The organism is Butyribacter sp. (assembly GCF_056818865.1).
Genome location: NZ_DBLYGC010000006.1, coordinates 1 through 25882, shown reverse-complemented (window position 1 = coordinate 25882; position 25882 = coordinate 1). Strand labels below are relative to the sequence as shown.

The 25882-nt window shown below is 37.1% G+C and carries 27 protein-coding genes and 1 pseudogene; 5 read left to right on the top strand and 23 right to left on the bottom strand.

The genetic code is table 11. From position 1 onward, the window contains the following. Positions 1–212 precede the first annotated feature (212 nt). From ACZLXV_RS04020 to ACZLXV_RS03915, 22 genes are all read right to left on the bottom strand, one after another. On the bottom strand, positions 213–1040 hold the full coding sequence (locus ACZLXV_RS04020) for a Cof-type HAD-IIB family hydrolase (RefSeq protein WP_482382554.1): 828 nt from the start codon (positions 1038–1040) through the stop codon (positions 213–215). Positions 1041–1102: 62 nt separating this feature from the next. Beyond that, positions 1103–2761, bottom strand: a complete 1659-nt coding sequence (locus tag ACZLXV_RS04015) for an ATP-binding protein (RefSeq protein WP_482382553.1) — start codon at positions 2759–2761, stop codon at positions 1103–1105. Beyond that, positions 2754–3440, bottom strand: a complete 687-nt coding sequence (locus tag ACZLXV_RS04010; RefSeq protein WP_367336045.1) for a winged helix-turn-helix domain-containing protein — start codon at positions 3438–3440, stop codon at positions 2754–2756. Before ACZLXV_RS04010 ends, ACZLXV_RS04015 begins: the two co-directional genes overlap by 8 nt. 36 nt (positions 3441–3476) lie before the next feature. Then, the gene (phoU, locus tag ACZLXV_RS04005) at positions 3477–4112 is read right to left on the bottom strand and encodes a phosphate signaling complex protein PhoU (RefSeq protein ID WP_022225101.1); all 636 of its coding nucleotides are present in this window, start codon (positions 4110–4112) and stop codon (positions 3477–3479) included. A gap of 123 nt (positions 4113–4235) precedes the next feature. After that, positions 4236–4991: a phosphate ABC transporter ATP-binding protein PstB gene (gene pstB / locus ACZLXV_RS04000; protein WP_022225102.1), complete on the bottom strand. Its 756-nt coding sequence runs from the start codon at positions 4989–4991 to the stop codon at positions 4236–4238. Positions 4992–5042: 51 nt separating this feature from the next. Continuing rightward, positions 5043–5885 (bottom strand): phosphate ABC transporter permease PstA, encoded by an 843-nt coding sequence (pstA, locus tag ACZLXV_RS03995; protein ID WP_022225103.1) that lies wholly within the window; start codon positions 5883–5885, stop codon positions 5043–5045. A gap of 7 nt (positions 5886–5892) precedes the next feature. After that, entirely contained in the window at positions 5893–6759 is an 867-nt protein-coding gene (pstC, locus tag ACZLXV_RS03990) for a phosphate ABC transporter permease subunit PstC (protein WP_022225104.1), read from the bottom strand. Between the two features lie 137 nt (positions 6760–6896). Continuing rightward, positions 6897–7778 (bottom strand): phosphate ABC transporter substrate-binding protein, encoded by an 882-nt coding sequence (locus ACZLXV_RS03985; RefSeq protein ID WP_482382552.1) that lies wholly within the window; start codon positions 7776–7778, stop codon positions 6897–6899. 241 nt (positions 7779–8019) lie between these two features. Next, on the bottom strand, positions 8020–8949 hold the full coding sequence (gene trxB / locus ACZLXV_RS03980; protein ID WP_482382551.1) for a thioredoxin-disulfide reductase: 930 nt from the start codon (positions 8947–8949) through the stop codon (positions 8020–8022). 22 nt (positions 8950–8971) lie between these two features. Next, positions 8972–10414 (bottom strand): ATP-binding protein, encoded by a 1443-nt coding sequence (locus ACZLXV_RS03975; RefSeq protein ID WP_482382550.1) that lies wholly within the window; start codon positions 10412–10414, stop codon positions 8972–8974. 203 nt (positions 10415–10617) lie between these two features. Then, positions 10618–11034: a M67 family metallopeptidase gene (locus ACZLXV_RS03970; protein ID WP_482382549.1), complete on the bottom strand. Its 417-nt coding sequence runs from the start codon at positions 11032–11034 to the stop codon at positions 10618–10620. A 14-nt stretch (positions 11035–11048) separates the two neighbouring features. After that, complete coding sequence (gene thiF / locus ACZLXV_RS03965) at positions 11049–11855, bottom strand: thiazole biosynthesis adenylyltransferase ThiF (protein WP_482382548.1); 807 nt, start codon at positions 11853–11855, stop codon at positions 11049–11051. Then, positions 11855–12064, bottom strand: a complete 210-nt coding sequence (gene thiS, locus ACZLXV_RS03960) for a sulfur carrier protein ThiS (RefSeq protein ID WP_482382547.1) — start codon at positions 12062–12064, stop codon at positions 11855–11857. The genes thiF and thiS overlap by 1 nt, the downstream gene beginning before the upstream one ends. Positions 12065–12106: 42 nt before the next feature. Then, positions 12107–12427 carry a thioredoxin family protein gene (locus tag ACZLXV_RS03955; RefSeq protein WP_022225111.1) on the bottom strand — a complete coding sequence of 107 codons (321 nt, stop codon included), beginning with the start codon at positions 12425–12427 and terminating at the stop codon, positions 12107–12109. Positions 12428–12487: 60 nt separating this feature from the next. Continuing rightward, positions 12488–12733, bottom strand: a complete 246-nt coding sequence (locus tag ACZLXV_RS03950) for a sulfurtransferase TusA family protein (protein ID WP_482382546.1) — start codon at positions 12731–12733, stop codon at positions 12488–12490. Further along, positions 12726–13586: a 4Fe-4S binding protein gene (locus ACZLXV_RS03945; protein ID WP_022225113.1), complete on the bottom strand. Its 861-nt coding sequence runs from the start codon at positions 13584–13586 to the stop codon at positions 12726–12728. The genes ACZLXV_RS03950 and ACZLXV_RS03945 overlap by 8 nt, the downstream gene beginning before the upstream one ends. Before the next feature lie 56 nt (positions 13587–13642). Beyond that, positions 13643–14869, bottom strand: a complete 1227-nt coding sequence (locus ACZLXV_RS03940; RefSeq protein WP_022225114.1) for an O-acetylhomoserine aminocarboxypropyltransferase/cysteine synthase family protein — start codon at positions 14867–14869, stop codon at positions 13643–13645. Positions 14870–15148: 279 nt separating this feature from the next. Continuing rightward, positions 15149–16669 carry a sodium/proline symporter gene (locus ACZLXV_RS03935; RefSeq protein ID WP_482382545.1) on the bottom strand — a complete coding sequence of 507 codons (1521 nt, stop codon included), beginning with the start codon at positions 16667–16669 and terminating at the stop codon, positions 15149–15151. A 134-nt stretch (positions 16670–16803) separates the two neighbouring features. Beyond that, entirely contained in the window at positions 16804–17028 is a 225-nt protein-coding gene (locus tag ACZLXV_RS03930; RefSeq protein WP_022225116.1) for a Lar family restriction alleviation protein, read from the bottom strand. An 80-nt stretch (positions 17029–17108) separates the two neighbouring features. Then, positions 17109–18053 carry a TlpA family protein disulfide reductase gene (locus tag ACZLXV_RS03925; RefSeq protein ID WP_482382544.1) on the bottom strand — a complete coding sequence of 315 codons (945 nt, stop codon included), beginning with the start codon at positions 18051–18053 and terminating at the stop codon, positions 17109–17111. 37 nt (positions 18054–18090) lie between these two features. Further along, a complete protein-coding gene (locus ACZLXV_RS03920) occupies positions 18091–18978 on the bottom strand; it encodes a 4Fe-4S binding protein (protein ID WP_482382543.1) in 888 nt (295 codons plus the stop codon). Continuing rightward, positions 18971–19111 carry a CD1871A family CXXC motif-containing protein gene (locus ACZLXV_RS03915; RefSeq protein WP_482382542.1) on the bottom strand — a complete coding sequence of 47 codons (141 nt, stop codon included), beginning with the start codon at positions 19109–19111 and terminating at the stop codon, positions 18971–18973. Before ACZLXV_RS03915 ends, ACZLXV_RS03920 begins: the two co-directional genes overlap by 8 nt. A gap of 61 nt (positions 19112–19172) precedes the next feature. Between ACZLXV_RS03915 and ACZLXV_RS03910 the strand changes: the two genes are divergently transcribed. From ACZLXV_RS03910 to ACZLXV_RS03895, 4 genes and pseudogenes are all read left to right on the top strand, one after another. Next, complete coding sequence (locus tag ACZLXV_RS03910; RefSeq protein ID WP_482382541.1) at positions 19173–19898, top strand: response regulator transcription factor; 726 nt, start codon at positions 19173–19175, stop codon at positions 19896–19898. A gap of 11 nt (positions 19899–19909) precedes the next feature. Beyond that, on the top strand, positions 19910–21118 hold the full coding sequence (locus tag ACZLXV_RS03905) for a sensor histidine kinase (RefSeq protein ID WP_482382540.1): 1209 nt from the start codon (positions 19910–19912) through the stop codon (positions 21116–21118). Positions 21119–21311: 193 nt separating this feature from the next. After that, positions 21312–21915 (top strand): annotated as a pseudogene (locus ACZLXV_RS03900) (substrate-binding domain-containing protein). Beyond that, on the top strand, positions 21915–23246 hold the full coding sequence (locus ACZLXV_RS03895) for an MATE family efflux transporter (RefSeq protein WP_482382539.1): 1332 nt from the start codon (positions 21915–21917) through the stop codon (positions 23244–23246). Before ACZLXV_RS03900 ends, ACZLXV_RS03895 begins: the two are co-directional and overlap by 1 nt. A 3-nt stretch (positions 23247–23249) precedes the next feature. Here the strand turns inward: ACZLXV_RS03895 and ACZLXV_RS03890 are convergent, their stop codons facing one another. Next, complete coding sequence (locus ACZLXV_RS03890) at positions 23250–24947, bottom strand: recombinase family protein (RefSeq protein WP_482382538.1); 1698 nt, start codon at positions 24945–24947, stop codon at positions 23250–23252. A 288-nt stretch (positions 24948–25235) separates the two neighbouring features. On the opposite strand from ACZLXV_RS03890, the gene cptIN reads away from it, so the two are divergent. Next, positions 25236–25724, top strand: coding sequence for a type III toxin-antitoxin system CptIN family toxin (cptIN, locus tag ACZLXV_RS03885; RefSeq protein ID WP_482382537.1), 489 nt, complete (start codon positions 25236–25238; stop codon positions 25722–25724). Positions 25725–25882 lie beyond the last annotated feature (158 nt).

The following is a 25882-nucleotide window of genomic DNA, read 5'->3' as shown; positions in this document are numbered from 1 at the left end:
ATAAAATATAACTGACTCAAAAAAAATTATATACAATATTTTTCATTAAAATAGCAGATTCATGACATACCTTTTTTTAACATAATATGTTACACATTTGATTAAGATTAAATGAAAAGAACTAAAAAAACAGACTTTCAAGATAATATTAGAGAAAAACTTTTTTCAAAATATATATCAAAAAAATACAGTCTGAGCATAGAAATAACTTTCTATGCCGGGCTGTATTTTTCTAAAATATAAGCAACACCGTCTTCATCATTGCTTTTAGTAACAATATCTGCAATCTTTTTAAGCTCTTCACAGGCATTTGCCATTGCAACTCCACATCCTGCTGTCTTTATCATATCAATGTCGTTGCCGCCATCACCAAATGCTATAAGTTCCGATATATCAATGTCAAGCTTTTCACAAAGCCATTTAAGGGCATTTCCCTTGTTTACCTCACCATGGTTTATCTCGATATTGTTAGGCATGCCCGAGCACACCTTAGATGTCTTAAGTATTTTAAGTTCTTCAAGTGTTTTTCTTCTATCATCCATATCACTGAAAAACATGTTTATCTTCTCGACGCTCTCAAGTTCTTCAATATTCTCCCAAAGATTTTGTTTTGAACCTCTGCTTGAAAGATAATATTTTCTAAAATCATCATTTTTTATATAGTTCTCTGCTCTGTCATACGTTTTTTTATCACCGATGCCAAGTCCTCCGGAAGCAACATCCGTAAGTGCATCGTGTCTTAGAACTATATTTCTTACAAGCATAACTTCTCTTTTATCAATACTTTTTCTGTAAATAATACTGTTGTCGGCAAGTTGATATACCAGACCGCCATTTAATGCTATTGCATAATTTGTCCCGGGAATGCTTCTCAATTCCTTTAATATACCTGCAATCGGTCTACCCGTTGTAAATACAATCTCAGTCCCTGCTTTTCCGTATTTTTCAAGTATTTTTCTTGTCCTGTCAGTCATCTCTCCCCTGCTGTCAAGGCATGTTCCGTCAAGGTCAAGTGCTATCATTGATATTTTCATGTTCATTATCTTCAACTTCCTGTTATTTAATCTGATGAACAAAGTATATCATATTTATTATTTAACAGCTACTCCTCCCGCGGAAAAATAACCGTAAACTTACTGCCCTGTCCTTCTTTGCTCTCCAACACAACTTCTGCATTATGATACATTGCCGCATGTTTCACTATAGACAGACCAAGACCTGTTCCTCCGGTTTCCTTTGACCTGCTTTTGTCTACTCTGTAAAAACGTTCAAAAATTCTTGACTGCTGTTCTTCTTTTATTCCAATTCCTGTATCTTCAATAACAATAATATTTTTTTCAGCTTCCTTAGACAGCGTCATGTCAACTCTTCCTCCGTCTTTATTATACTTTATACCATTTTCACAAAGATTATATACAATTTCATAAAGCAGACTTCTTACACCACGGAGTTTTATGTCGTCCCCGCTTACATTTATTGTCACATTCTTTTCTTTCGCCGCATTTTCCAGAACTTCTTTTGTCTCTTCAGCAATATCTTTTAAGTCGACAAGTTCCATTTCCATGTCCCTATTTTCATCAAGCCATGAAAGACGTATAATATCTTCTACAAGTTTTACAAGTCTCTCTGCCTCCTTACGGATATGTCCGACAAATCTTGGCATATCTTCCTCTTTTACAAGATTATTTTCCATAAGTTCTGCACTGCCAATAATCGACTGAAGCGGTGTTTTTAACTCATGTGATACATTTGCCGAAAATTCTCTCCTTGTCCTTTCTGCATTACTTTTCTCTGTTTCATCTACAGCAAGTAATACTGCACCAAGTGTCTTTCCGGCTGATTCTATCTTACTTATTCCAAGGCGGTACTCAAGTCCATATCTTTTAAGTACCATCTCTGATTTTCCTTTTTCCATTGCCTCTTTTATCGTTTTTCCGACAGAGAGATTTCGTTCTATCATAAGAAAATCTTTTCCGACACACTCATCGGTTGCGCCAAAAATCTTTTGTGCTGCCGGGTTTATACTGATTACATTATTTTTTGCATTGAGAAGTATAAGTCCCTCATCCATATTTTCAATAGTAGCCTGAAATTCATCTTTCTTTTTCTGAAGTTCTTCAAGCTGTTCATCTATTTGTCTGTGCTGATGCTCTATATGTCTTAAAAGCGGTGAAATTTCCCCATATGCATCATTTTTCAAAGGTTCATCAAGATCAAGATTATTCAAAGGTTCTACTACTTTCTTTGATACCCCCTTTGCAAGAATTGATGATAAGATTATTGCTAAAACTATTGTTATAACTATAGGTGAAATCATCGAAAATAAAAGCTTAAAAACCGTATCCTGGCTTACTGATATTCTTACAACACTTCCGTCACTTATTTTTTTAGCATAATAAAGTGTTTTCTGCATAAGTGTAACTGAATATCTCGAGCACTCGCCCCTGCCAAATTTCAACGCATCTTTAACCTCTTCCCTGTCTGCATGGTTTTCCATTTTCGATATATCTGATTTATTGTCAAACTTAACAGTTCCGTCTGCTTCTATCCATGTAATCCTATATTTCTTTTCTTCAAGATTTTTGAGATAGTCCTCCCCCTGATTTTGAACACCCGTGACAACAAAACCAAGCTGTGATTCGAGCTGTTGTTCTTCTATGTTTGTAAAATGCCTGTACAAAATTCCAAGAATAAATGTACAGCAAAACAGCACCATAATTACCGCAATCAAAAGTACCGATTTAAATATTTTTTTAGTCATTGTATCCCTCCATTTTATATCCGACATTCCTAACAGTCGTGATATATCTGCCACCATCACCCAGTTTCTGCCTGAGCGTCTTTATGTGCATATCTACTGTCCTTGTCTCTCCGTAACTGTCAATGCCCCATACTTCTGATAAAAGCTGATTTCTTGTATATGCCATCCCGGGATGCATAAGGAATATTTTTAATATTTCATATTCTTTATAGGTGAGACTGACACTCTTTCCATCAACCAATACAGTATGTTCTTCAACATTCAGCTCTATTATACCATTGACATATTTGGTTTTGTTTTCTTTTTTGGGCATACATCTTCTAAGTACAGCCTTTATCCTTGAAACCATCTCCATCATTCCAAATGGTTTTACCAGATAATCATCTGCCCCAAGGTCAAGACTTTTAATCTTATCGTACTCAACACTTTTTGCCGTAGCCATAATAACCGGTATATCCTTAGTTCTTGAGGATGCTTTTATCTTAGTTAAAAGAGAAACACCATCCTCCCCCGGAAGCATTATATCAAGTATCACAAGTTCCGGAAGCTCGTCTGTCGTTGCAAGTTCCATCCAGAAACTGTCTCCATCACCAAATCCTTTTGCTATAAAACCTGTCTGCTCCAAAGTGTATACTTCTATGTCTCTTATGCTCACATCATCTTCTACACACCAAATCATATCATTCCTCATTTCCGTGCACTATGATATATACTCTTAATGATTTCCGGTTACTGAAAATACAACCCACTTAGCCACATTTACCGCATGATCTCCAATACGCTCAAAATATTTTGCAATCATCAGAAGATCAAGTGCATACTCACCGTCTTTCGGATTTTTAGCTATCAAATCTATAAGAAAAATTTTAACCTTGTGAAAATAATCATCCACAACGTCATCATAATCAATAATACTGTTTGCAAGGTCAAGATCACTTTTTACAAATGAATCAATCGACTCAGTAACCATTTTTATTGTTGCAGATGCCATCTGATCAAGATATTCACACTCTTCACTTGTTCTTCCATTTAAAAATCCAATAATCTCCGCAACATCTGATGCCTGATCACCTATTCGTTTTATATCAGTTATCATTTTAAGAGCTGTTGATACCTGTCTCAAATCTTTTGCAACAGGCTGCTGCTGAAGCAAAAGCTTCAGGCAAAGCGACTCAACATTCCTCTCAAGGTCATCAAGTGAATTGTCAAGCGGCTCGACCTCCCACCTTATATTAACATTACCTTCTTTCAACGCCTTAGCAGCAAGAGATATGCATTCTTCACACATTGCACCCATCTCAATAAGTTTTTTATTTAAATCCGCAAGCTGCTCATCAAATCTGCTTCTCATTTCCAAAATCCTCCTATTATTAAATTCAACTTTATTGCGAAACTCTCTTATCCTTCACCGGCTTGAATGAATATAATAAATAATGCAAGCTGTCACAGCATAACAACAGTTTCGCAATCCAAATTAACCGAATCTTCCTGTAATATAATCCTCTGTTCTCTTATCCTCAGGTGATGCAAACATCTTTTCCGTATCACCGTACTCAATAAGATCACCAAGCAGGAAGAATGCTGTTCTGTCAGAAATACGAACTGCCTGCTGCATATTATGTGTAACTATAACAATCGTATATTTTTCTTTAAGCTCACTTGCAAGTTCCTCTATCTTTGATGTAGATATAGGGTCAAGAGCACTTGTAGGCTCATCCATAAGAAGTATCTTCGGTTCAACGGCAAGAGCTCTTGCTATACAAAGTCTTTGCTGCTGGCCGCCTGACATACCAAGTGCCGACTTTTTAAGCCTGTCCTTTACTTCATCCCAGATTGCTGCACCTCTCAAAGAATTTTCAACAATCTCGTCAAGTCTTGCCTTATTTTTTATTCCGTGTGTTCTTGGTCCATAAGCAATATTGTCATATATGCTCATCGGAAAAGGATTAGGTTTCTGAAAGACCATCCCTATATCTTTTCTAAGTTTATTTACATCCGTATCAGGTGCAAAAATATCCATATCTCCATATTTGACTTCACCTGTTATTTTTACATCCTGAACAAGGTCATTCATTCTGTTCAGTGTCTTTAAAAATGTTGATTTTCCACATCCTGACGGACCTATAAGTGCAGTAATACTCTTTTGTGGAATATCAATATTTATATTTTTCAATGCCTGTGTCTGTCCATACCACAAACACAAATCCTTAACTGTCATTATGTTATTCATCTGCTTCCTCCTGCTATTTCCTGCAAAATAATAAATACCGGCTGCCTTAATTTATCGTTCTACTTTTTTCTTAAAATATAAACCGGTAAACTTAGCGGCAAGGTTTACCAAAAAAGCAAGTATCATCAATATTGCCGCTATTGCAAAAGCAACTTCAAATTCTCCCTGTTCTTTAGCGTATACATAAAGTGCTACCGTGAGTGTTGCTCCTGCTCGTCCGAGTCCGTCTATAAAACCGTTTATTGTATGAGCAAAACCTGCCGTAAACAATAATGCCGCTGATTCTCCGAGTATTCTTCCTACTGCAAGAATACATCCTGTCATAATACCATCTACACAACTCGGAAGCACAACTGTCCTTATAACTCTCCATTTGCCTGCACCAAGTCCAAAAGCACCTTCTCTGTAACTTTGCGGAACTGTCTTTAAACTTTCCTGCGTTGTTCTCATTATTGTTGGAAGATTCATAATAACAAGTGTCATTGCTCCTGCAAGAATTGAAGTCTGCATTTTAAGAAACTCACAGAAAAATAACATTCCTACAAGACCATATATTATTGACGGAATACCTGAAAGTGTCTCCGCTGCATATTCTATAACTGCAACCATCTTTTTATTTGTCGCATATTCCGTAAGGTAGATTGCTGCCCCTACTCCAAGCGGAAGAACAAATACAAGTGTTGCTATCACAATATAAAATGTGTTTAATATATCCGGCAGAATACCTATGCTCTGCGTAAGATAACTTGGTTTCGTCGAAAGAAGTTTCCATGTAATATTAGGAAGTCCTTTATACAATACAAAACCGATAACAAATATAACAAGGCTGCATGTTATAGCAACTGATAGCAACATTAAAATTTTCATTATCCAAATATAAGCTTTTCTCTTCATTTTCCAATCACTCCTTTTCCTTCTTCAAAAGACTGTTGAGCAATGCATTTATCAACATGATAAACAAAAATAGTACAAGGGCAATCGAAAACAATGCCTGCTTTTGTAATCCGGATGAATATGACATCTCACTCGCAACCGCTGTTGTAAGGAATCGTACACTTTGAAAAAGCTTTGGCATATTTGCCACGTTTCCTGAAACCATCATTACAGCCATTGCCTCTCCTATAGCACGTCCGACTCCGAGTACCACCGCTGCTGCTATGCCGCTTTTTGCCGCCGGAACTGATACTTTAAAATATGTCTCAATAGGTGTTGCGCCAAGCGCAAGTGATGCATCCTCGTATTCGGGCGGAACTGCTTCAAGTGCCGTAAGTGACACACTTATAATAGAAGGTAATATCATTATCGCCAATACTATAATTGCTGAGAAAAGACTGGCACCGTCTGCTATATTAAATGTATCTCTCACCCACGGAACAAGTACCAGCATACCGACAAGACCGTAAACAACTGACGGAATACCGGCAAGCAGACTTACCGCCATCTCTACCACTGCCTTTACTCTCCTGTTTGCAACCTTTGCAAGATATACTGCTGTAAGAAATCCTACCGGAACACCTATTATAATAGCTCCCGCCGTACCATATACACTTGTAAGAATAAATGGCAGTATTCCATATGAAGGTGTTGCTGCGGTTGATGCCCATTTCTTTCCAAATAAAAATTTTAATATCCCTATTTCCCTTATTGCCGGTATTCCTGCAATAACAAGATAAACAGTTATAAGTAAAACAAAACCAACCGTTATCAATCCAAGTATCAAAAATATTCCATGGATAATTGTTTCAAATTTGTTATGACTTTTTCTCATATAAAAGCTCCATTCCGCAGACGCTTTACAAACATAGCCGATTTGTGACGCCTGCGGCACAAATTGCCTGATTAAAACGGGCAAGCCTTACGACTCACCCTTAATGCAGCATATATAAATATTACTCTTATTATTTATTACTTTTCGTTAGCCGGCACTACACCTGCTGCTGTGATAGTATCTGCTGCGCCCATTGCATAATCAAAGAATGCCTGGGCTGCGTCGCTGAGTTTTGTATCTTCTTTTGTTACAAATACAAATGGTCTCTGAATTTTATAGCTTGCATCTTTTACAGTATCTTCTGATGGTGTTACCCCGTCTACTGCGAGAGCCTTTACACTGTCATCAACCGAAGCAAGTGACGCATAACCGATTGCATTTGGATTGTTTGCAACTGTTGTGATAACATCACCTGTTGATGTAAGTTCCTGTCCATATTTACATTTATCTTCTGTTCCTGTAATAGATTCAAATCCATCACGAGTACCGCTTCCTGCTTCTCTACCTATAAGAACGATGTCTCCTTTATCTCCTCCGACATCACTCCAATTCTTAACTTTTCCTGTATAAATGTCAGCAATCTGCTCAACCTTTAAGTCTTTTACTTTGTTTTCAGGATTTACGATAATAGCAATTCCGTCATATGCAATGATTGTTTCTTTAAGTCCCTGTTTTTTCTCATCGTCTGTCAATGCACGGCTTGAAAGTCCTATATCACATCTTCCCTCTGTTACTGCTGTGATTCCTGAACCTGAACCTGTAGGATTGTATGTAAATTTTACATCTGGGTTTGCTTCCATAAATGCCTCACCCAAAGCACCAACTACTTTTTCCATTGATGTTGAACCGTCTGTTGCAACAGAACCACTGAGGTTTCCGCTTGATGATGCATCTGCACTGCTTGATGAACCTGAAGAAGATTTGTCACTGTTTCCTGATGAACTTCCACATCCTGTAAGTGATGTAAGTGTTAATGCTGATACCATAGCAGCTACTAATAATCTGTTTTTTGTTCTCATAATTTTTTGTCTCCTTTTGTTTTAAGTTTATTTGTTTTTTGTTTTCCTTTTTACAAATATTATGATATAGCCGCAAAGTAAAATTCAAAAGGCAGGTTTTGTAAAAGATATGTAAAGAATTTTGAGAAATCAAATGGGCTTTTTGGAGAATTGTAATTTCTATAGGTTTATATTTTAAAGCAGAAAGAGGATATAATAATCATGCAATTATTACATCCTCTTTTTTATCCGTTCTTATTTATTATCTCTGATGAAGATACCTTTCTACTGACTGTACGGCAGTTGCTCCGTCTGCCACTGCTGTTACTATCTGTCTGAGTGGTTTTGTTCTTATATCTCCTGCCGCATATATACCCTCACTGCTCGTCTTGCAGTCCTCGCCGGCTTTTACATATCCCTTTTCATCCAAATCCACAAAATCTTTAAATATATCTGTTTGAGGATTCATTCCTACAGCTATAAACACTGCCGATACTCCAAGTTCTTTTTCCTCACCTGTTTTGTTCTGAACAAGTTGTACTGATGTTACTTTTTTGTCACCTTTTATTTCTTTTATTTCATAAAACGGAAGTATCTCTATATTTGCTGTTTCCTTTACTTTCTGCTGGATATTTACTGCTGCCCTGAACTCATCTCTCCTGTGAATTATATAAACTTTTTCACATAATGATGAAAGATGGAGTGCATCTTCAAAAGCAACATCCCCACCGCCTGCTACAGCAGTTACTTTATTCCTGAAAAATGCTCCGTCACATGTTGCACAATATGAAACTCCCATTCCCATAAATTCTTCTTCACCTGCTGCACCAAGTTTTCTGTGTGACGCTCCTGTTGCAGCTATAATTGTCTTTGTCTCAATAGCTTCACCCTTGTCAAGCATAACTTTATATGCTTTTTTTCCTTCTGAATCTGTAATTTCTTCTATTTTTAATGCCTCATCATCTATAAACTCTGCTTCAAGCTTATCCGCATGTTCTCTAAATCTGTTCCCCAATGAAAATCCATCAATCTCAGGCAGTCCAAGGTAATTGTCAATCCTCTCTGTTGTAATTATCTGACCTCCACTGTATCCTGCCTTTTCGATTACTACCACATCAAGTTTTGCTCTTTTTGCATATATTGCTGCTGAAAGACCTGCCGGTCCGCTTCCTATAATAACTAAGTCTCGCATATTTCCTCCAATTTAAATAAAATTATTTTAAAGTAACCATTTCAGGTTTAGTTCTGTAAAACATTGCTCTTGAAACCTTATTCTTTTCTAGATACCCGTTTGTTTCCAAATTTCCAATTACTTTTTTTCTTAAATATGTTGAATCACTAATTCCAAGATACTCTGCTATATCTGAAACTTTGTGTGATTTATAATAGCAATATGACAACACTTTCTCATCAAACTCTGTGCCATTCGGGACAGGAACAAACACTAATGCCGGTATGTTACTATTTTCCAAGCCGGCATCATAAGTCAAATCCGGGAGTACAAGTGTAAAATGGTCTGATGAAGAATATACATATGGTTTATGCTTTTCATCTGCATCTGTATATTCTTCTATTATTTTATCAAATCCCGTTCCTGCTGCCTCCATAACATTACATGCTACAAGCACACCTGTTATAAGCTCATTTCTTCTTTTTGAAATTATTCCTGATAAATCATATGTTTTTCCGATTTTTTCTCCCCTATAAAATCCTCCGGGTGATGAAATTTCAAGCCTGTCCTTAAACATATCTATCTTAATTTGTGTTCCATCAAGAAAATAGTCACGATGTGCAACCGCATTTATAACTCCTTCAAATAGTGCTCTTTTTGGATATGCATCTATGTTTTTTCTTCCATCCTCAAGTTTAATCAATGAATGATTCATTCTTTGATTAATAAAATCTATAATGTATTCAATTGATGCTATTAAATTTCCGTTAAAACGGTTTATGGTCACAATTCTCTCGCTGCCTTTAGTAAAACCTGAAAATACAGAGCATTGTACTTCCGTCTTTTTTCCATCATAATCATCCAAAAATAATATTGCACCATTAAGAAGATAACCATTTTCATTATAAAAACCAAGTGACTGTAACGCTTTTTCTTTCAGTATCTTTCCGTCATTGTGCTCGGAATAAAACTTCCGTAAATCTGAAATTTTTGACGAATCATATTTTTCATCCGAAACAAGAATATCATACTGTGTATTTTTACTCTTCACACTCATTTCTATTATTTCTTCATATGTCGCACCATTTGTAAAACCGTCACGCCTCATAAAAATAGCCGGGATATTTCTATATTTTAAAATCACAGGTTTTACAGCAGATTCAGGAATTTTGACTTTTATAATAAATCTTTCACTGCTTCTTATTTCATATCTAATAAAAGAAATATTCATCTGTGGTCTTGGCACCAAATGTTCATTTACCTGATTGTTAAAATAATTTCTCTCATTGTCAGCAGTTTTTCTGTCAAAGCCTATCAACTTATTAGTTTTGTCCTCAACTCCTATATAAAACTCACCACCCGATGCATTAGCAAAGCCCGCTATACTTTTAAGCCACCCTACAACATCTTCTCTATTTAAAATGCTTTTACATTCAAGTTTGTCACTTTCTATCTGTAATCCCTCAACAATTTCATCCAAATACAAACAATCACCTCACTCATACCTCTTTTATTACTCCACTTCAATGTAATTTCAATTTTACTTCAATATCACTTCAACGTCAACTTCAATATCACTTCAAGCAAACTTCCATTTAATTTGAACTAAATGAAGTATTCCACATATCAGCTTTCTCTATACCAATAATCAAAAAGAGGCTGCATATTATACAGTCTCTTTCGCTCAGTCTACTCTGTAATCTTAATTTCTTCTATAGTCACATTTTTTTCTTCATCAATTATAAATGCTTTGAGAACAGGATTTTCTCTGTCCATCAAAGATAAGATAAGATAATTGACTTTTGAATCATATGCAAGTCTTTTGTCTTCTTCAGATGGTCTTGATGGTGATTCCGGATGTGAATGGAAATTTCCAAGCAATTCAAGTCCGTTCTGACGCATATCTTTTACAGCCTGAAGCTGTTCTTTTGGATCCATTGAAAAATGTTCATTACTATGGTCGATATTTGTAAGAAGATACACCTTCTTGATATATTTGTCATTGCCTTCCTTTGTTCCTCCGATAAGACCACAAGCCTCATCAGGAAGTCCGGTTTCACAATGTTTTAAAATCTTGTCATAATCATTTTTTGTTAAAAAAAGCATATTCCCCTGCCTTTCTATTTACCGTCACATTCTGCCTGCTCATAATCAATAAGCTCTGTGATTGTAGGATGGTCACCGCAGATTGCACATTTACCGTCAGCTTTTGGAAGCTTAACTGTTCTAAACTGCATTGTAAGTGCATCGTATGTAAGAAGCTTTCCTACAAGAATGTCACCTACACCGATGATGTATTTGATTGCCTCCATTGCCTGAAGACTTCCGATTACACCACCCATAGCACCGATAACACCGGCCTGCTTACATGTTGGAACAGCATCCTTTGGAGGTGGATTTTTGAATACACAACGGTAGCATGGTCCTTCTCCCGGAACATAGGTCATGAGCTGACCTTTAAATCTGATAATTCCTGCATGTGAGAACGGTTTCTTTGCCATTACACAAGCATCATTTATAAGGAATTTTGCCGGGAAATTATCTGTTCCGTCAATGATAAAGTCATAATCTTTTATAAGATCCATGATGTTTTCTGATGTTACAAATGTACGATATGTATTTACTGTAACATCCGGGTTCATAGCATTGATTGTCTCTTTTGCAGACTTAACTTTCGCTTTGCCTACATCAGCAGTTCCATGAATTATCTGACGCTGAAGGTTTGAAAGGTCAACCTCATCAGCATCTGCAATACCGATAGTACCAACACCTGCTGCTGCAAGATACATTGCGGCAGGAGCTCCAAGTCCGCCGGCACCAATGATAAGTACCTTGCTGTTTAATAATTTTTTCTGTCCTTTAACGCCCACTTCCTGCAATATAATATGTCTTGAGTAGCGTTCCATCTGTTCATTAGTAAATGCCATTAGAAGCTTCCTCCTCCCATGAAATAAAGAAATTCGATAGAATCTCCTTCTTTAACTGTTGTTGTATCGAATGTGTCTTTATCAACAAAATCATCATTTAATGAAACTGTTACATAAAGTGGATTTTCTACCTTCTCAGTTTCAATAATCTGTGCAATAGTTGTTCCGTCTGCGTATTCTTTCTTCTCGCCTGCTATTGTAATAGTCATTTTTAATATCCTCCTGCTTTTAATTTTTATTTTATATGTTTTTTACACTAATAAAGCACTAAGTTTTTCTTCTATCTCGGCTTTCTTTACAAGACCTCTTGTTCTGTCTTTTTCTTCTCCGCCTTTAAAAAATACAAGAGTTGGCGAAGCCATGACTTCATATTTTTCCATAAGTTCTTCATCAAAATTGATGTTTACTTTTACAACTTTTGCTTTATCCTCGTAGTCATCCTCAATATCACCAAGAATAGGTGAAAGCTGTTTACACGGAATACATGAATCTGAGTAGAAATCTACAATTACCGGAAGTTCTGATTGTAATACTTCCTTATCAAAATCATCTTTAGAAACTCTCTTTGCCATTACTCGCCCTCCTGTTTTTAATTGATATGCTGTTTTCAAATGACATACCACTTTTTATTTTTATTCTTCAACCTTTTTAACAATAAGGTCATATGTTCCATTTTCATTGTCAATAAGTTTAAGAATCTGCTGTCCCTCTTCCTTAAAACTTCTTGGAACGTTCTGAACCGGCTCACCATCATTCATAGTAACGGCAAGCACCTGTCCTACTTTGATTTCTTCCATTGCCACTTTTGCCTTAACAAATGTCATAGGGCAGACAACATCAGTAATATCTACTCTCTCATCAATTTCAAAATCAGCCATTATATGCCTCCTTTATAACCTTTTCAAATTTATCTAATCCTACTCTGTCCAAAGTAAATTTAAATCTCTCACTTGGTTTCGCATTATCATCAAAGAACTGAATAGCCGCATCTGTAATTCTGAAAAGCTGCTCTTCTGATTCAACAACAGGAAGTAATTCCTTTCCCTTAACAATCTGATTTCCAAACAAGCCGCCAAATGATACAAGATATCCTGTCTTGACATCCCATGCGTCAGTAGGACAGGCTTTGGCACAACGGCCGCAGTAGTTACATTTTGACTCTTCAACTTTAACTATGCCATCAGCTATAGTGATAGCACCCTCTCTACAGGCTTTCTCACATACTCCACAATTTATGCATGCATCCTGTTTCCAGTCAACGATTGCAGCTCCCTTAATTCCTACATCATTTTCCTCTGCCTTAAGACAGTTGTTCTGACAACCTGTTACACCAAATTTAAATTTATGTGGAAGCTCTCTTGCATAATATCTGCTGTCAAGTTTCTTTGCTATATCATAAGAATCAATGTTGCCACCCGGACAAATCTGATTTCCCTGACAGGCTGTAATAGTACGAACTCTTGGTCCACATACACCCGGCTTACATCCACCCTTTGCAAGTTCTTCTTTAACTTCATCTACATTTTCAAGTTTGATAAATGGAATTTCAACACTCTGTCTTGATGTAAGATGTACATGTCCGTCTCCGTATTTCTCAGCTACTTCAGCAATCTTTATAAGATTTTCTGCTGTAAGATTTCCACCTACAACCTGTAATCTGAGTGAAAAATTATTCTTCTGTTTCTGACGCATAAATCCGCCTTTTTTTAATGCTGCATAATCAACTGCCATATTTTCCTCCTTGTTTGCGAAACATTTATATAAGAAGTTTCACATTTGATGGTATTTTAGTTTTCTTTTAGTACTCTGTCGAAATCTTCAATAAGATCTTCAATATCTTCTATTCCGACACTTATACGAATCATATCATCAAAAACATTAGCATCCTTCTTTTCCTGCTCAGTGCTGTGAACGTTGAGCGTTGATGAAGGGTGAACTATAAGCGTCTTTGTATCACCTATATTTGACACGATTTTTGGAATTTTAAGACCATCCATTATCGAGAATGCTCTTTCCTTGCTTCCTACTCTTACTGTTATGATAGCTCCAAATCCATTGTGAAGAACTCTGAGTGCTGTCTCATGCCAATTGCTGCTCTCAAGTCCCGGATAATTGACCGTAAGGTCGTTATATTCTTCAAGATGTTTAGCAAGTTTAAGTGCATTACTACAGGCTCTCTCCATTCTAAGACCGAGTGTTTCCATTCCGAGAAGATTGTAAAATGCTGTCTGCGGTGCAATACATGCTCCTATATTTCTAAATAATCCGTTGCGGAGTTTCGCTGTAAATGCAAGTTTTCCAAACACTTTAAATTCTTTTATTCCGGGATATTTTTCCAAATCCCACTTGAACTTTCCGCCATCCGTGATAACACCGCTTATCGCATCACTGTTTCCGTTTATATACTTTGATGTTGAATTGATAACAATATCAGCTCCAAGTTTTAACGGCTGTGTAAGATATGCTGACGCAACCGTATTGTCTATAATAAGTGGAATTCCTGCTTCATGTGCAATGGCTGCAAGTGCCTCAATGTCAGCGACATCAAGTTTCGGATTTCCGATTGTTTCAGCAAATACAAGCTTTGTCTTTTCGTTTATGGCAGATTTTACAAGCTCAAGATTATTTATATCTACAAATTTTGTAGTAATTCCATAAGCTTCAAAATCATGGAAAAGGTCGATGGTTCCACCATACAAACCTGTACTGACAACAATCTCATCACCTGCCTGAGTAATATTTAATAAAGCACATGATACTGCTGCCATACCAGATGCACAGGCAATGGATGCCATACCACCCTCAAGAACGGTCATCCTGTCTTCAAATGCCGCTATCGTCGGATTTCCAATTCTCGTATATGAAAAACCCGGTGCTTTGTTTGCAAAAAGTTTTTCATGCTGTAAAGCTGATTCCTGATAAAATGCACTGGACTGGTAAATAGGTGTAAGCGTAGCTCCTGTAGCCTTATCTCCCGGTGCAGCACTATGTAATAATGCTGTATTAAATCTCATAATCTTTATCACCTTTCCTACTAAACATATAATTCCTATCTCTTTAATATGAATTACTATGTTTAGTAATATACGCTACTTTAATGCTCTTGTCAAGATAAAAATTCGCAATTACCTGATAATTATATTAAATTTTGGGGTATGGGGCAAGTTTATGAAGAATTTTTGTGTTTCAAATTAACGAAAAAACAGGGATTGTTTTGTAACCTTTGATTTACAAAACAATCCCTGTTTCTGTACTATTTGCAAAATGTTCTAAATTAAAAAATTATATATACACTACTTTTCTGCCGCTTTATCAAATTCAGCTAACACTTCTTCTGAAGGCTTCTGAGTAAGAAAACTTACTACTACTATTACAACTAATGATACAAGGAATGCCGGTAATAATTCGTATATGTCAAATGCTCCTCCCAGCGGACGCACAAGGTATTTCCATACAAATACCATTACTCCTCCTGCTACCATTCCTGATATTGCACCTGCAAGTGTACTTCTTTTCCAGAATAATGCACAAAGCATTACTGCTCCAAAAGCAGCGCCGAATCCTGCCCATGCAAATGATACTATACCAAACACGCTTGAGTTTGGATTTCTTGCCATAAATACCGCAACAACCGCTATAGCTACTATTGTAAGTCTCGCTGTTAAAAGGCTTTTCTTTTCATCCATTTCTATATGGAAGAAATCGTGAAGTATATTCTGTGATACACCTGATGCCGCTGTCAGAAGCTGGCTGTCTGATGTCGACATTGTCGCTGCAAGTATTCCTGCAAGTATAACACCCGCTATAAGCGCCGCAATCACACCATGTCTGCTTATAAGGCCGGTGATTCTTACGATAACTGTCTCACTGTCTGCAAGATTTTCAAGTGAACCTGCCTTTGTCATAGCAAGTCCGACAACTCCGATAAATATACCGACTGTCATGGCGATAACAACCCATACACTAGCAATTCTTCTTGAAAGTGTAAGTTTTTTCTCATCCTCAATAGCCATAAATCTTACAAGAATGTGAGGCATACCGAAATATCCGATTCCCCATGCAAGTGTTGATACTATTGAAATAAAACTAAAACTGTTTGACGCATTGTTTGCAGCATCAAATGTATTATTTAATGAAAGATAACCTGGAAGTGCTCTCGCGTTATCCATAACTGCCGCAAATCCACCTGCGGAATTGATACCGTATGTAACAACTGTTACAAGTGCAATTGACATTACAATACTCTGTATAAGGTCTGTAGTACAAACTGCACCAAAACCACCCATAATTGTATATCCTATGATAACAAGTGCAGATACAATCATAGCTGCCATATAATCTACACCAAATAATGTGTGGAAAAGTTTTCCGCATGCTGCAAAGCCTGAAGCTGTATACGGTACAAAGAATATTATAATAACAATTGCCGCAATGGCATTGATAATATTTTTCCTGTCATGATACCTCTTTGAAAAGAAGTCAGGAACCGTAATAGCTCCGATATTACTTGAATATCTGCGAAGTCTTCTTGATACAAAGAACCAGTTAAGCCAAGTTCCTATTCCAAGACCTATGGCAGTCCATGCGGCACTGCATATTCCCGAAAGGTAAGCAACTCCCGGAAGTCCCATAAGAAGCCAGCTCGACATATCGCTCGCCTCTGCACTCATCGCTGTCACAAAAGGTCCCATTTTTCTTCCTCCGAGATAAAAATCCTCGGCATTACTGTTATTTTTGCTGAAAGCAAATCCTACATACAACATTGCTCCAAGATAAACAACAATTGCTATGATAATACATACATTTGCACTCATAGATAATTCTCCTCATTCATTTTTTTAGCGGTCAATTTCTTATCTGACCACTCAATGAGATATATTATCACAAATTGTTATGTTTGTCATTACATTTTGTAATAGTATCGCTTTATACCGTAACAACTCAGCTTTTATTCCCCTGGACTGCTTGAAATTACTTTTCCAGTATTCCAAAGCATAACCGTTTTTTTGGCTGCTTCCAATCTTTCATCTTCTGAATGAAAATCAATTGTTACTGAATGACATCCACATTCCATGCACATAACATAATAACCACATCCGCATTCTTCCTCTAACAATGCTCCTCCGTCACATAATGGACAGTCATTGATATCTAACATTTCCTCAATATTCATGTTTTACCTCTTTTCTTTTACCTCTTTTCTTTTACCTCTTTTCTTTTGCTATCTTACAGCTTTTTTCCATATAAAACAAATTATTTCTGTCCAATTGCAGACTTAATTTGTTTCATAAGCTTGTCATAATTTGACTGATCATCAATTCCACCCATAAACGGCTTTCCAACGATATTCCCATCTTTATCTACAAGAACTGTTGTAGGAAATGCCATGATGTTGCCTGCATATTTTCCAACAGTTGAATCAGAGTCGAAAGTCAGATTCTTATAAGAAGCACCTTGAGCTTTTAAAATTTCTTTTGCTTCTTTGATACCATCCTCATTGTTATCCAGAGTATCAGTATTGATGCCAACAACTTCGCCACCCATTTTTTTCAATGTCTCATTTAATTCATTCAGCTTAGATAACTCTCCAACACAAGGTTTACAACCGCTAAACCAAAAGTTTACAACTGTAACTTTATTTTTAGAGAAAAAACTGCTGTCTACATCGTTTCCATCCAAATCTTTCCCTTTAAAATCGTGGAACACACCTGTTGATTCCCCTGATTCAGAAGATGCACTGTTGGAAGATTTGGCAGCAGCGATTTTTTTCTCAACCTTTGCAATCTCCTCTTCAATACCACGAATTTTCTCAATATCTTTGCTCAAAGTTTTGTATTCTTCTTCGGAAAATGAATCTTTGTTTGCTTCTACCGTACTTGCAAGGAAGTCTGCATAGTTTTCGCTCTGGGCATCCCCTGCAGTATTTTTACTCATAAAACTAAATGCTTTGTCCCATACATCTTTGTGATCGGCAAAAAACTGATTCTCCTGCTGGTAAAGATTATCCCGTTTTTTGTTGAGTTCATCTGAACTGCTGACGTCCGCTGTCGAAGCGGCTTTCTGTTTCTTGTTTTCAGTAACAGCAGAATCAGATGATTTTCCACAACCTGTGCATACAAAAAATATTGAAATGACAAGAACTGCTGCAATTACCTTTTTTAACCTGATTAAATTCATTCTAATTGATTTGTTTTTCATGATTTTAAATCTCCCTTTAAATTTTATTAGTTTTATCTTATTTATCGTCATCCTGTTTTTTATTTGAAAATCCATACTGGTAGCAGATTGCACCGGTTTTGCATGCTTTCATACATTCCCCACACCGGATACATTCCGGGTGATTTGGTGTATCTGTTACATTGACATCCATTTTACAGACATGACTACATTTCTGACAGCCAACACATTTCTTGTGATCTACATGGATCTTAAGAAATGAAACTCTGTTAAACAGTGAATATATGGCACCAAGTGGACAAATCCATTTACAGAATGGACGATAAAACAAAATACTTAAGATGATAACAAGCACAAGGACTGTAAACTTAAAAGTAAATAAATGTCCAAGTGCAGCACGTATTCCCGAATTGGCAAGTGACAACGGAATTGCGCCTTCAAGTACTCCCTGTGGGCAAATATACTTGCAGAAGAACGGATCTCCCATACCAAGTGAATTTGTTACAAATGCCGGAAGCAGTATAACAAATATAGCCAAAATTATGTATTTCAGATACCGCAGAGGTTTCAGCTTTGCTGTTGATAACTTCTTTCCCGGAAGTTTATGCAGCAGATCCTGAAACCATCCAAACGGACAGAGAAAACCACAGATAAATCTTCCTAACATAACTCCTATAAGAATAAAAAATCCGGTAATGTAATAGGTGAATTTGAATTTTGATGAACCTACTACAGCCTGGAAAGCACCAATCGGACATGCACCTGTGGCAGCAGGACATGAGTAACAATTCAGTCCGGGTACACACATTGTCTTTACATTTCCCTGATAAATCTTCCCTTTAAAAAGATTTGGGATATGAATATTGGTCAGCAGCGTTGCAACTGCCTGAATCAGTCCTCTAAAACGGACTATATAATTTTTTTTAAATTTCTTTTTCTTATCCAATTCCAACACACTCCATACATAACTTTATTGCCTTACTTAATACAACTGCCGCTTCTCCACGAAAAATTCCAACAATGAAAAATATCAGACCTGCCGCAAGTAAAAAAAACTGTGATGCTCTTTCACATTTCATAAAATACTCCTTTCAATACTATTTCAATGTTACCGTTTAAATTCAGTTCATTGACCTTTCGATGTATACATTATACAATAGAGAATGTAAAATTCCTGTTAAGAATACGGAGGAAAATAAATTGAAATTATTAGTTGTTGAAGATGAAAAGAAATTATGTGAGATGATTGCAAAAAGTCTGCACCGGGCAGGCTATGAGGTAGATACATGTAACGACGGTGAAAAAGCATTAGATATGATTTATGCTGAAATGTATGATTTAATCGTACTTGATCTTAACCTTCCGGGAGTGGATGGAATGGAGATTCTCCGGGAACTTCGCAAAGAAAATGAAGAAACAAAGGTATTGATTTTGTCCGCAAGAAGCCAGATTGCAGATAAAGTTGAGGGATTAGATTCCGGTGCAAATGATTATATGGAAAAACCATTTCATCTGCAGGAACTTGAAGCCCGCGTAAGAAGTTTGACAAGAAGAACGTTTGTACAGAAAAATATCTGTCTGGAATGTGGCAGCCTTCGATTTGATACCAGAGAAAGAGTTGCATATGCAAACAGCAAACCTATAACTTTGACCAGAAAAGAAAACGGAATACTGGAGTATCTTCTTCTGAATCAGGGAAGACCAGTCAGTCAGGAAGAGCTGATTGAGCATGTTTGGGATTCTTCTGTAGATAGTTTTAGCGGTTCAATCAGAGTGCATATGTCCTCTCTTAGAAAGAAACTGAAAACAGGACTTGATTATGATCCGATTGTCAATAAAATCGGTGAAGGCTATAAAATAGGATAAGGAGAAAACACATGAGAAAAATATCTCTCCAATGGAGACTGACGATACTTACTACCGTACTGATTACCATATTGTGCGGATGCCTTACATTTTTCTTGTATAAGAACGGAGTCTATTACTTTGATACGCTTCAGGAGTCTGTAACTGATCATGGCACAAAACCGGAAGCAGTATACATTGATATTCCGGATAATGAATGGGATGACTTTGTAGCACAATTTTCCACAAAAGTTTATAATTCAAAATCAGACTACAGAACCAAAAGCCTTCTGATTACTGTCGTTGTGGCACTGTTTGGTGGAGCAGTCACTTATTTTATCAGCGGACGGGCATTAAAGCCACTCAGAGAATTTTCAGAAACCGTTGAGAAGGTTCAGATACAAAATCTGACAGACTATACAATTGAAGAAACTAAAATTGCAGAACTTGACAGACTTCGTACTTCTTATAATAAGATGCTTTTGCGGCTTTCGGAATCTTTCGAGATACAACGTCAGTTTACCGGCAATGCAGCACATGAACTGCGGACTCCTTTGGCATTAATCCAAGCTCAACTTGATCTCTATCATTCGACAGAAAATGATGCAGACTTAGACGCAGCTCAAGAGACAATACAAATGATAACGGAGCAAAACGAGCGTCTCAGCAAATTGGTCAAAACACTTCTGGATATGAGTGAGTTACAGACAATAATGCGCAATGACAAGATTGAACTTTTCGGACTAATTGAGGAAGTACTGACAGATTTGGAACCGTTAGCACTTGAAAAAGGTATTGCACTAATACAGGAGCCACAGGATATAACTTATGATAAAGAATATATCATAAGTAATGAGCTGATGCTTACGGGCAGCGATATTTTAATTTACCGTATGCTTTATAATCTTGTTGAAAATGCGATTAAATATAATCATGTAAACGGAAAAGTTATAGTGTCGGCAAAACAAACAGGAAACGATATTGTTATTACAATTGCAGATACGGGAAGCGGGATTGATGAAGCATTCCGTGAGAAAATTTTTGAACCATTCTTCCGGGTTGACAAATCAAGAAGCCGTGAAATTGGTGGCGTAGGTCTTGGTCTCGCAATGGTACGCGAGATTGTGCGGGCACATGACGGAAAGATTGACGTTCATCAAAATGCGTATGGTGGAACAACATTTGAAGTAAAACTCGGCTTTTCAGCATCCTTGGAACTGTCAACTCCATCCTCTGAATAAAATACAAGCCAATCATTTCTAAACTGCCAATAGTGGGCTGACAATATTTTACATATGATGATTTCATTGTTTTAAAGTAAAATGTCACAAAAATCTGACATAAATTTTGTTATTGGTTACACGTTTAACCTTTGTAAAACCCAAATTTCTGTTGTAACATATAATTAGAATATCAGAAAAAGAGGAAATAAATATGGCACAGAACAGGGTTCGAATCGTAGATGTTGCAGATTCGTTAGGTCTTAGTACCGCAACTGTCTCAAAGGTAATTCATGCTAAAACAGAAAAGATTTCGGAAGAGACGGTAAAACGTGTCCAGCAGGAACTTGAAAGTTCAGGATATATTCCTAATATGGCGTGCATTTTACTTGCGAGAAATAATTCCAAAATTATTGGAGTGGTGGTGAATGACCATGTTAAATATGAGGGCAATGTTTTAGAGGATGGATTTGTGATGTCATCACTAAATGCTCTTTTATGAGGAAAAATTTCAGGAGCTGTTAAAGAACAGCGTTACCGCTGTTTTTGCAGTGTCAGATTTTTATGCATTGGAATTTATGCGTTTTTTACAGGGAAAGGGCATACAAATTCCAAATGATATTCAGATAATCGGCTTTGATGACAACATGGCAAGCAGGGAAAGTAATCCTACACTTACAACGATTCATCAGGAGGCATCTCTCAGAGCAAAAATTGCAATTGAATGCCTGGAGGCAATGCGCGATGGAGCAGAATGTGAGAAGGAAATAGTGTTACCTGTTGAGCTAATAAAGAGAGAAAGTACGGGTGAATTATAATGTCAGAGTTTATGAAATCGTTATGTAAAATAGCAATTCCTGTCACGTTACAAAGTATGCTACAGGCATCTTTTTCTATCGTTGACCAGATTATGATAGGACAGCTGGGAGAGACAAATATATCAGCTGTTGGATTATGTGGTAATTTTTCCTTGATTTTTTCTGTGGTGATTGGTGCAGTAAGCACAGTTGCCGGGATATTAATTGCACAATTTATTGGAGCTGAAAACATAAAAGAGGCATGGAGCAGCTTTGATCTGAGTCTCATTTGCGGAATTATAATATCAGCATTGTTTCTTTTGGCAGCTGGAGTTTTACCATTGCATATACTTAGATTGTACACTAAAGATATGAGTATTATAAATACTGGTGCGGTCTATTTTAGAATTGTAGCATTTTCTTATATCCCGATGGCAGTCAGCCATATTTTATCAGCATGGCTACGCTGTAGGGAGCATGCCACAATACCATTTTTAGCAAGCTTTGGAGCAGTTGCGATAAATACCTGGCTTAATTATCTGCTGATATTTGGAAAATCAGGATTACCCTGTATGGGAATAAAAGGAGCTGCGATAGCAACACTTATTTCGCAGTTATTTAACCTTATATTTATTGTTATCGGATTTATTTACAGTATCAGAAAGGATGGAGATAAACCGGTACTGTCACTGCATTTTAAAAAGCTCACAATCAGAGATTATCTGATTATGATTATGCCGATTCTGGTCAGTGAATTTTTATGGAGTCTTGGACAGAATGTAGAGTCCGCAGTATATGGTCATCTTGGAATATCAAATCTGGCAGCATACACACTTACATGTCCTATACAAGGACTTATTGTAGGCGCATTGAGTGGATTATCAGCGGCTGCTGGTGTGATGATTGGTAAGAGACTTGGTGGAAAAGAATACGATGAGGCTTACGAAGAGTCTACGAAGATTATGTATGCGGGTTTAATCGGTTCGCTGGCTGTATCTGCATTACTCATACTGTTAGCAGGAGAATATACCGGACTGTACCGTGTGGATCACAGCGTAAAGGAGCTTGGAAAAGTCCTGCTTATCATATTTGCTCTATATGCACCGGTCAAGGTGGAAAATATGATACTTGGAGGCGGTATCATAAGAAGTGGTGGCAATACTAAAATCATCATGGCGATTGATATTGTTGGTACATGGTGCATCGGAATCCCATTGTGTCTGCTTGCAGCATATATATTTAAATGGGGTATTGTTGGGGTGTATACGCTGCTTACCACGGAAGAAATATTCAGGCTTGTTGTATCGTTAATTATTTTTAAGAGGCGTAAATGGATGATTAGTTTATCATAGCCTTTAATTTAAAGATGCCAGCTCCTGTTTGGACAACAAAACCACACTCTCAACGGTACTTTCGTTGTCCCAACAAAGTTCCTGTGTCTCCCTGTCTCCAAAATACACCGGAAAACGAAACTTTATGTGCTTCAGGAATCTGCCATCTGGCTGCTCCTGCTCATAAATGTCCACCTGTTCTACAAAACTGTTAAGAAATTCTTTCTTCTCCAGGTCGGTGAACTTATCATATAGTTTATCAAAATATAAAAGAAATTGATAGACGTTTTCTTCTGATATTTTCTGTTGCTGGATATTCAGCAGGCGGTTCTTAACTTCCTCTATACTGTTCTCCACGCCTTCGATCTCATCGTACAGACGGTATAACCTTGTCTCCATATCCTGATATTTCTTCTCATAAAATTTATCCATGATATCCAGACTATCCATCTGCTGTCCAAGTCTTGCTTTTGCTCCGGTCAGCTGCCTGTGCTGTTTTTCCAGTCCTTCAATCTCTTTTTCTATTTCCTCTGTATCTATTCTTGAACCGATTTTATTCAGAATTGCTTCTTCAAATTTCGGATTCTTCACCAGCTTCCGAATAACTTCTTCCACTGCATTGTTAATCTTCTCCTCACTCCATTGTTTACGATATCCACATTTATGACCGTCTACCAGACGACGATGTTTACAGGCATAATAGAAATAATCTTTATATAAGGTTCCGTCTTTCCTTTTCTTTCGGTTCACGTTCCCATACATACCGCTTCCACATAACGGACATCTCAATATTCCAGATAAGATATGCTCATGATCCAGACTATGCGTCTTTTCATATTTCACACCTGTTTTTTCCCGTTTTTGATGTGCCAGCTCCCAATCTGTTTCTGAAATAATCCCTTCGTGGATACCATCATGCAGCATATAATTTTCCTGTTTTACAATGCGATATTCATTTCTTGTTCCAGAAACTTTCTCGTTCTTCCTTCGTCCATAAGCCAACTTTCCACAGTATACCGGATTATTCAGAACGCCTTTTATAAAGGAAGAGGCAAATGCGTCCAATGTATTATTCTGTCGTTTTTTCTTTTTATATCCATGCTGGTTCAACCATGCAGCAATCGCAGAGATTCCCATATTTGTATGAATAAATTTGTCATAAATCAAACGAATAATCTCCGCTTCGTCCTCTGCAATCTGTAATTCTCCATTTACCAATTCATAACCATATGGAGCGAATCCTCCGTTCCATTTTCCTTCCCTGGCTTTCTGCTTACGTCCTTCCATTGTCTGAACAAGGATATTCTCTCGTTCAATCTCTGCCACCGCAGACAGAACAGAAATCATCAGCTTTCCACTATCTTTTGAGCTGTCAATTCCATCTTCTACACAGATCAGATTCACTCCAAAATCCTGCATCCTCTGCAAAGAGTTTAATACATCTGCCGCATTACGACCGAATCTGGAAAGCTTGAACACCAGTACAAACTGTACCTCATCTGTTCCATTCTCAATATTATCCAACATTCTCTGAAATTCCGGTCTGCCCTCTACGCTTTTTCCAGACTTACCTTCATCAGAATACTCATTTACGATTTCCATATTCTGAAATTCCGCATATCTCTTCAGTTTTTCTTTCTGAGCATCCAGACTGTAGCCATCCACCTGCATGGTTGTGGATACTCTGGTATATATATCGCATTTAATCTTTTTATTCTTCATAATCTTCTTCGCAATATAATTCCGTTTTATTGTCCCAACTTTATTTTAGTACTCATTCCAACCATTTTCAATACTTCTTTTTATTTTTTATTGACATATTTTCGTTATAACCATATAATAATGATAGAGACAGGATTTCTGTCATCGAAAATATTGTTCGCTCACCGGAAGCGTCTAATAAATGTCCGGCTCGAAAATATTGTTCGCTCACCGGAAGCGTCTAATAAATGTCCGGCTCGAAAATTTCGGCCCTGCCGCATGGCAGGGCTTATTTTATAGGTGATGAACATGATATATCAAGAAGGGTATGTTTACCATATTAAAGATGAATATTTTGAGAAAGTACAGGATTCCAACTTAATGCAGAACAAAGAGGGCGGTACATACCGTCCTACTTTTTACTGTCTGCGTGACAATAAAACTTCTCTGTTATGGATGGTTCCACTCAGTTCTCGTGTAGAAAAGTTTAAAGCAATACACGATAAACAGGTGGCTAAATACGGAAAGTGCCTAACGATTGTTTTAGGTGAATTTGATGGAAAAGAAGCTGCTTTTCTTCTCCAGAATATGTTTCCAATCAGAGAGTACTATCTTGACCATATACATACTCGAAATAATAATCCGGTTCCTGTTAAGCATTCCATTCACAGTGAAGTAACAACACGTATGAAAAAAATTCGTCAACTTCATTCCAGAGGCAAAAAAGTGGTATTTCCAGATATTGACCGACTAGAGCAGATTATGCTTGCAGAAGTAAAAGATAACGCAACCGAATAATTTCACAAAAAAGCGACAGTCTGATTTACATTTTGTATTTCAGGAAACTGCCGCTTTTTTTTCTTCCTTATTCTGTTTTTCTTCCTCCAACTCCCGGAGGACTTCAGCGCCGTACTTATCAATCATCCGTACCAGAAAATCAATGCACCGCTCAAATT

Excerpts from the sequence above, each read along its gene's own strand:
- phoU (WP_022225101.1), bottom strand. The coding sequence starts at position 4,112 with ATGAGAAGCAGATTTGATGAGCAGCTTGCGGATTTAAATAAAAAACTT.
- ACZLXV_RS03910 (WP_482382541.1), top strand. The coding sequence starts at position 19,173 with ATGTATACATTATACAATAGAGAATGTAAAATTCCTGTTAAGAATACG.
- ACZLXV_RS03985 (WP_482382552.1), bottom strand. The coding sequence starts at position 7,778 with ATGAGAACAAAAAACAGATTATTAGTAGCTGCTATGGTATCAGCATTA.
- ACZLXV_RS03915 (WP_482382542.1), bottom strand. The coding sequence starts at position 19,111 with ATGAAATGTGAAAGAGCATCACAGTTTTTTTTACTTGCGGCAGGTCTG.
- pstC (WP_022225104.1), bottom strand. The coding sequence starts at position 6,759 with ATGAGAAAAAGTCATAACAAATTTGAAACAATTATCCATGGAATATTT.
- ACZLXV_RS03925 (WP_482382544.1), bottom strand. The coding sequence starts at position 18,053 with ATGAAAAACAAATCAATTAGAATGAATTTAATCAGGTTAAAAAAGGTA.
- ACZLXV_RS03950 (WP_482382546.1), bottom strand. The coding sequence starts at position 12,733 with ATGGCTGATTTTGAAATTGATGAGAGAGTAGATATTACTGATGTTGTC.
- ACZLXV_RS04010 (WP_367336045.1), bottom strand. The coding sequence starts at position 3,440 with ATGATTTGGTGTGTAGAAGATGATGTGAGCATAAGAGACATAGAAGTA.
- ACZLXV_RS03970 (WP_482382549.1), bottom strand. The coding sequence starts at position 11,034 with ATGCTTTTTTTAACAAAAAATGATTATGACAAGATTTTAAAACATTGT.
- ACZLXV_RS03935 (WP_482382545.1), bottom strand. The coding sequence starts at position 16,669 with ATGAGTGCAAATGTATGTATTATCATAGCAATTGTTGTTTATCTTGGA.
- pstB (WP_022225102.1), bottom strand. The coding sequence starts at position 4,991 with ATGAATAACATAATGACAGTTAAGGATTTGTGTTTGTGGTATGGACAG.
- ACZLXV_RS03945 (WP_022225113.1), bottom strand. The coding sequence starts at position 13,586 with ATGGCAGTTGATTATGCAGCATTAAAAAAAGGCGGATTTATGCGTCAG.
- pstA (WP_022225103.1), bottom strand. The coding sequence starts at position 5,885 with ATGAAGAGAAAAGCTTATATTTGGATAATGAAAATTTTAATGTTGCTA.
- ACZLXV_RS04015 (WP_482382553.1), bottom strand. The coding sequence starts at position 2,761 with ATGACTAAAAAAATATTTAAATCGGTACTTTTGATTGCGGTAATTATG.
- ACZLXV_RS03955 (WP_022225111.1), bottom strand. The coding sequence starts at position 12,427 with ATGGCAAAGAGAGTTTCTAAAGATGATTTTGATAAGGAAGTATTACAA.
- cptIN (WP_482382537.1), top strand. The coding sequence starts at position 25,236 with ATGATATATCAAGAAGGGTATGTTTACCATATTAAAGATGAATATTTT.
- ACZLXV_RS03895 (WP_482382539.1), top strand. The coding sequence starts at position 21,915 with ATGTCAGAGTTTATGAAATCGTTATGTAAAATAGCAATTCCTGTCACG.
- ACZLXV_RS03890 (WP_482382538.1), bottom strand. The coding sequence starts at position 24,947 with ATGAAGAATAAAAAGATTAAATGCGATATATATACCAGAGTATCCACA.
- ACZLXV_RS03905 (WP_482382540.1), top strand. The coding sequence starts at position 19,910 with ATGAGAAAAATATCTCTCCAATGGAGACTGACGATACTTACTACCGTA.
- trxB (WP_482382551.1), bottom strand. The coding sequence starts at position 8,949 with ATGCGAGACTTAGTTATTATAGGAAGCGGACCGGCAGGTCTTTCAGCA.
- ACZLXV_RS03930 (WP_022225116.1), bottom strand. The coding sequence starts at position 17,028 with ATGAATATTGAGGAAATGTTAGATATCAATGACTGTCCATTATGTGAC.
- ACZLXV_RS03940 (WP_022225114.1), bottom strand. The coding sequence starts at position 14,869 with ATGAGATTTAATACAGCATTATTACATAGTGCTGCACCGGGAGATAAG.
- thiF (WP_482382548.1), bottom strand. The coding sequence starts at position 11,855 with ATGGCATTTACTAATGAACAGATGGAACGCTACTCAAGACATATTATA.
- ACZLXV_RS04020 (WP_482382554.1), bottom strand. The coding sequence starts at position 1,040 with ATGAACATGAAAATATCAATGATAGCACTTGACCTTGACGGAACATGC.
- thiS (WP_482382547.1), bottom strand. The coding sequence starts at position 12,064 with ATGACTATTACAATAGCAGGCGAGAAGAAAGAATACGCAGACGGAACA.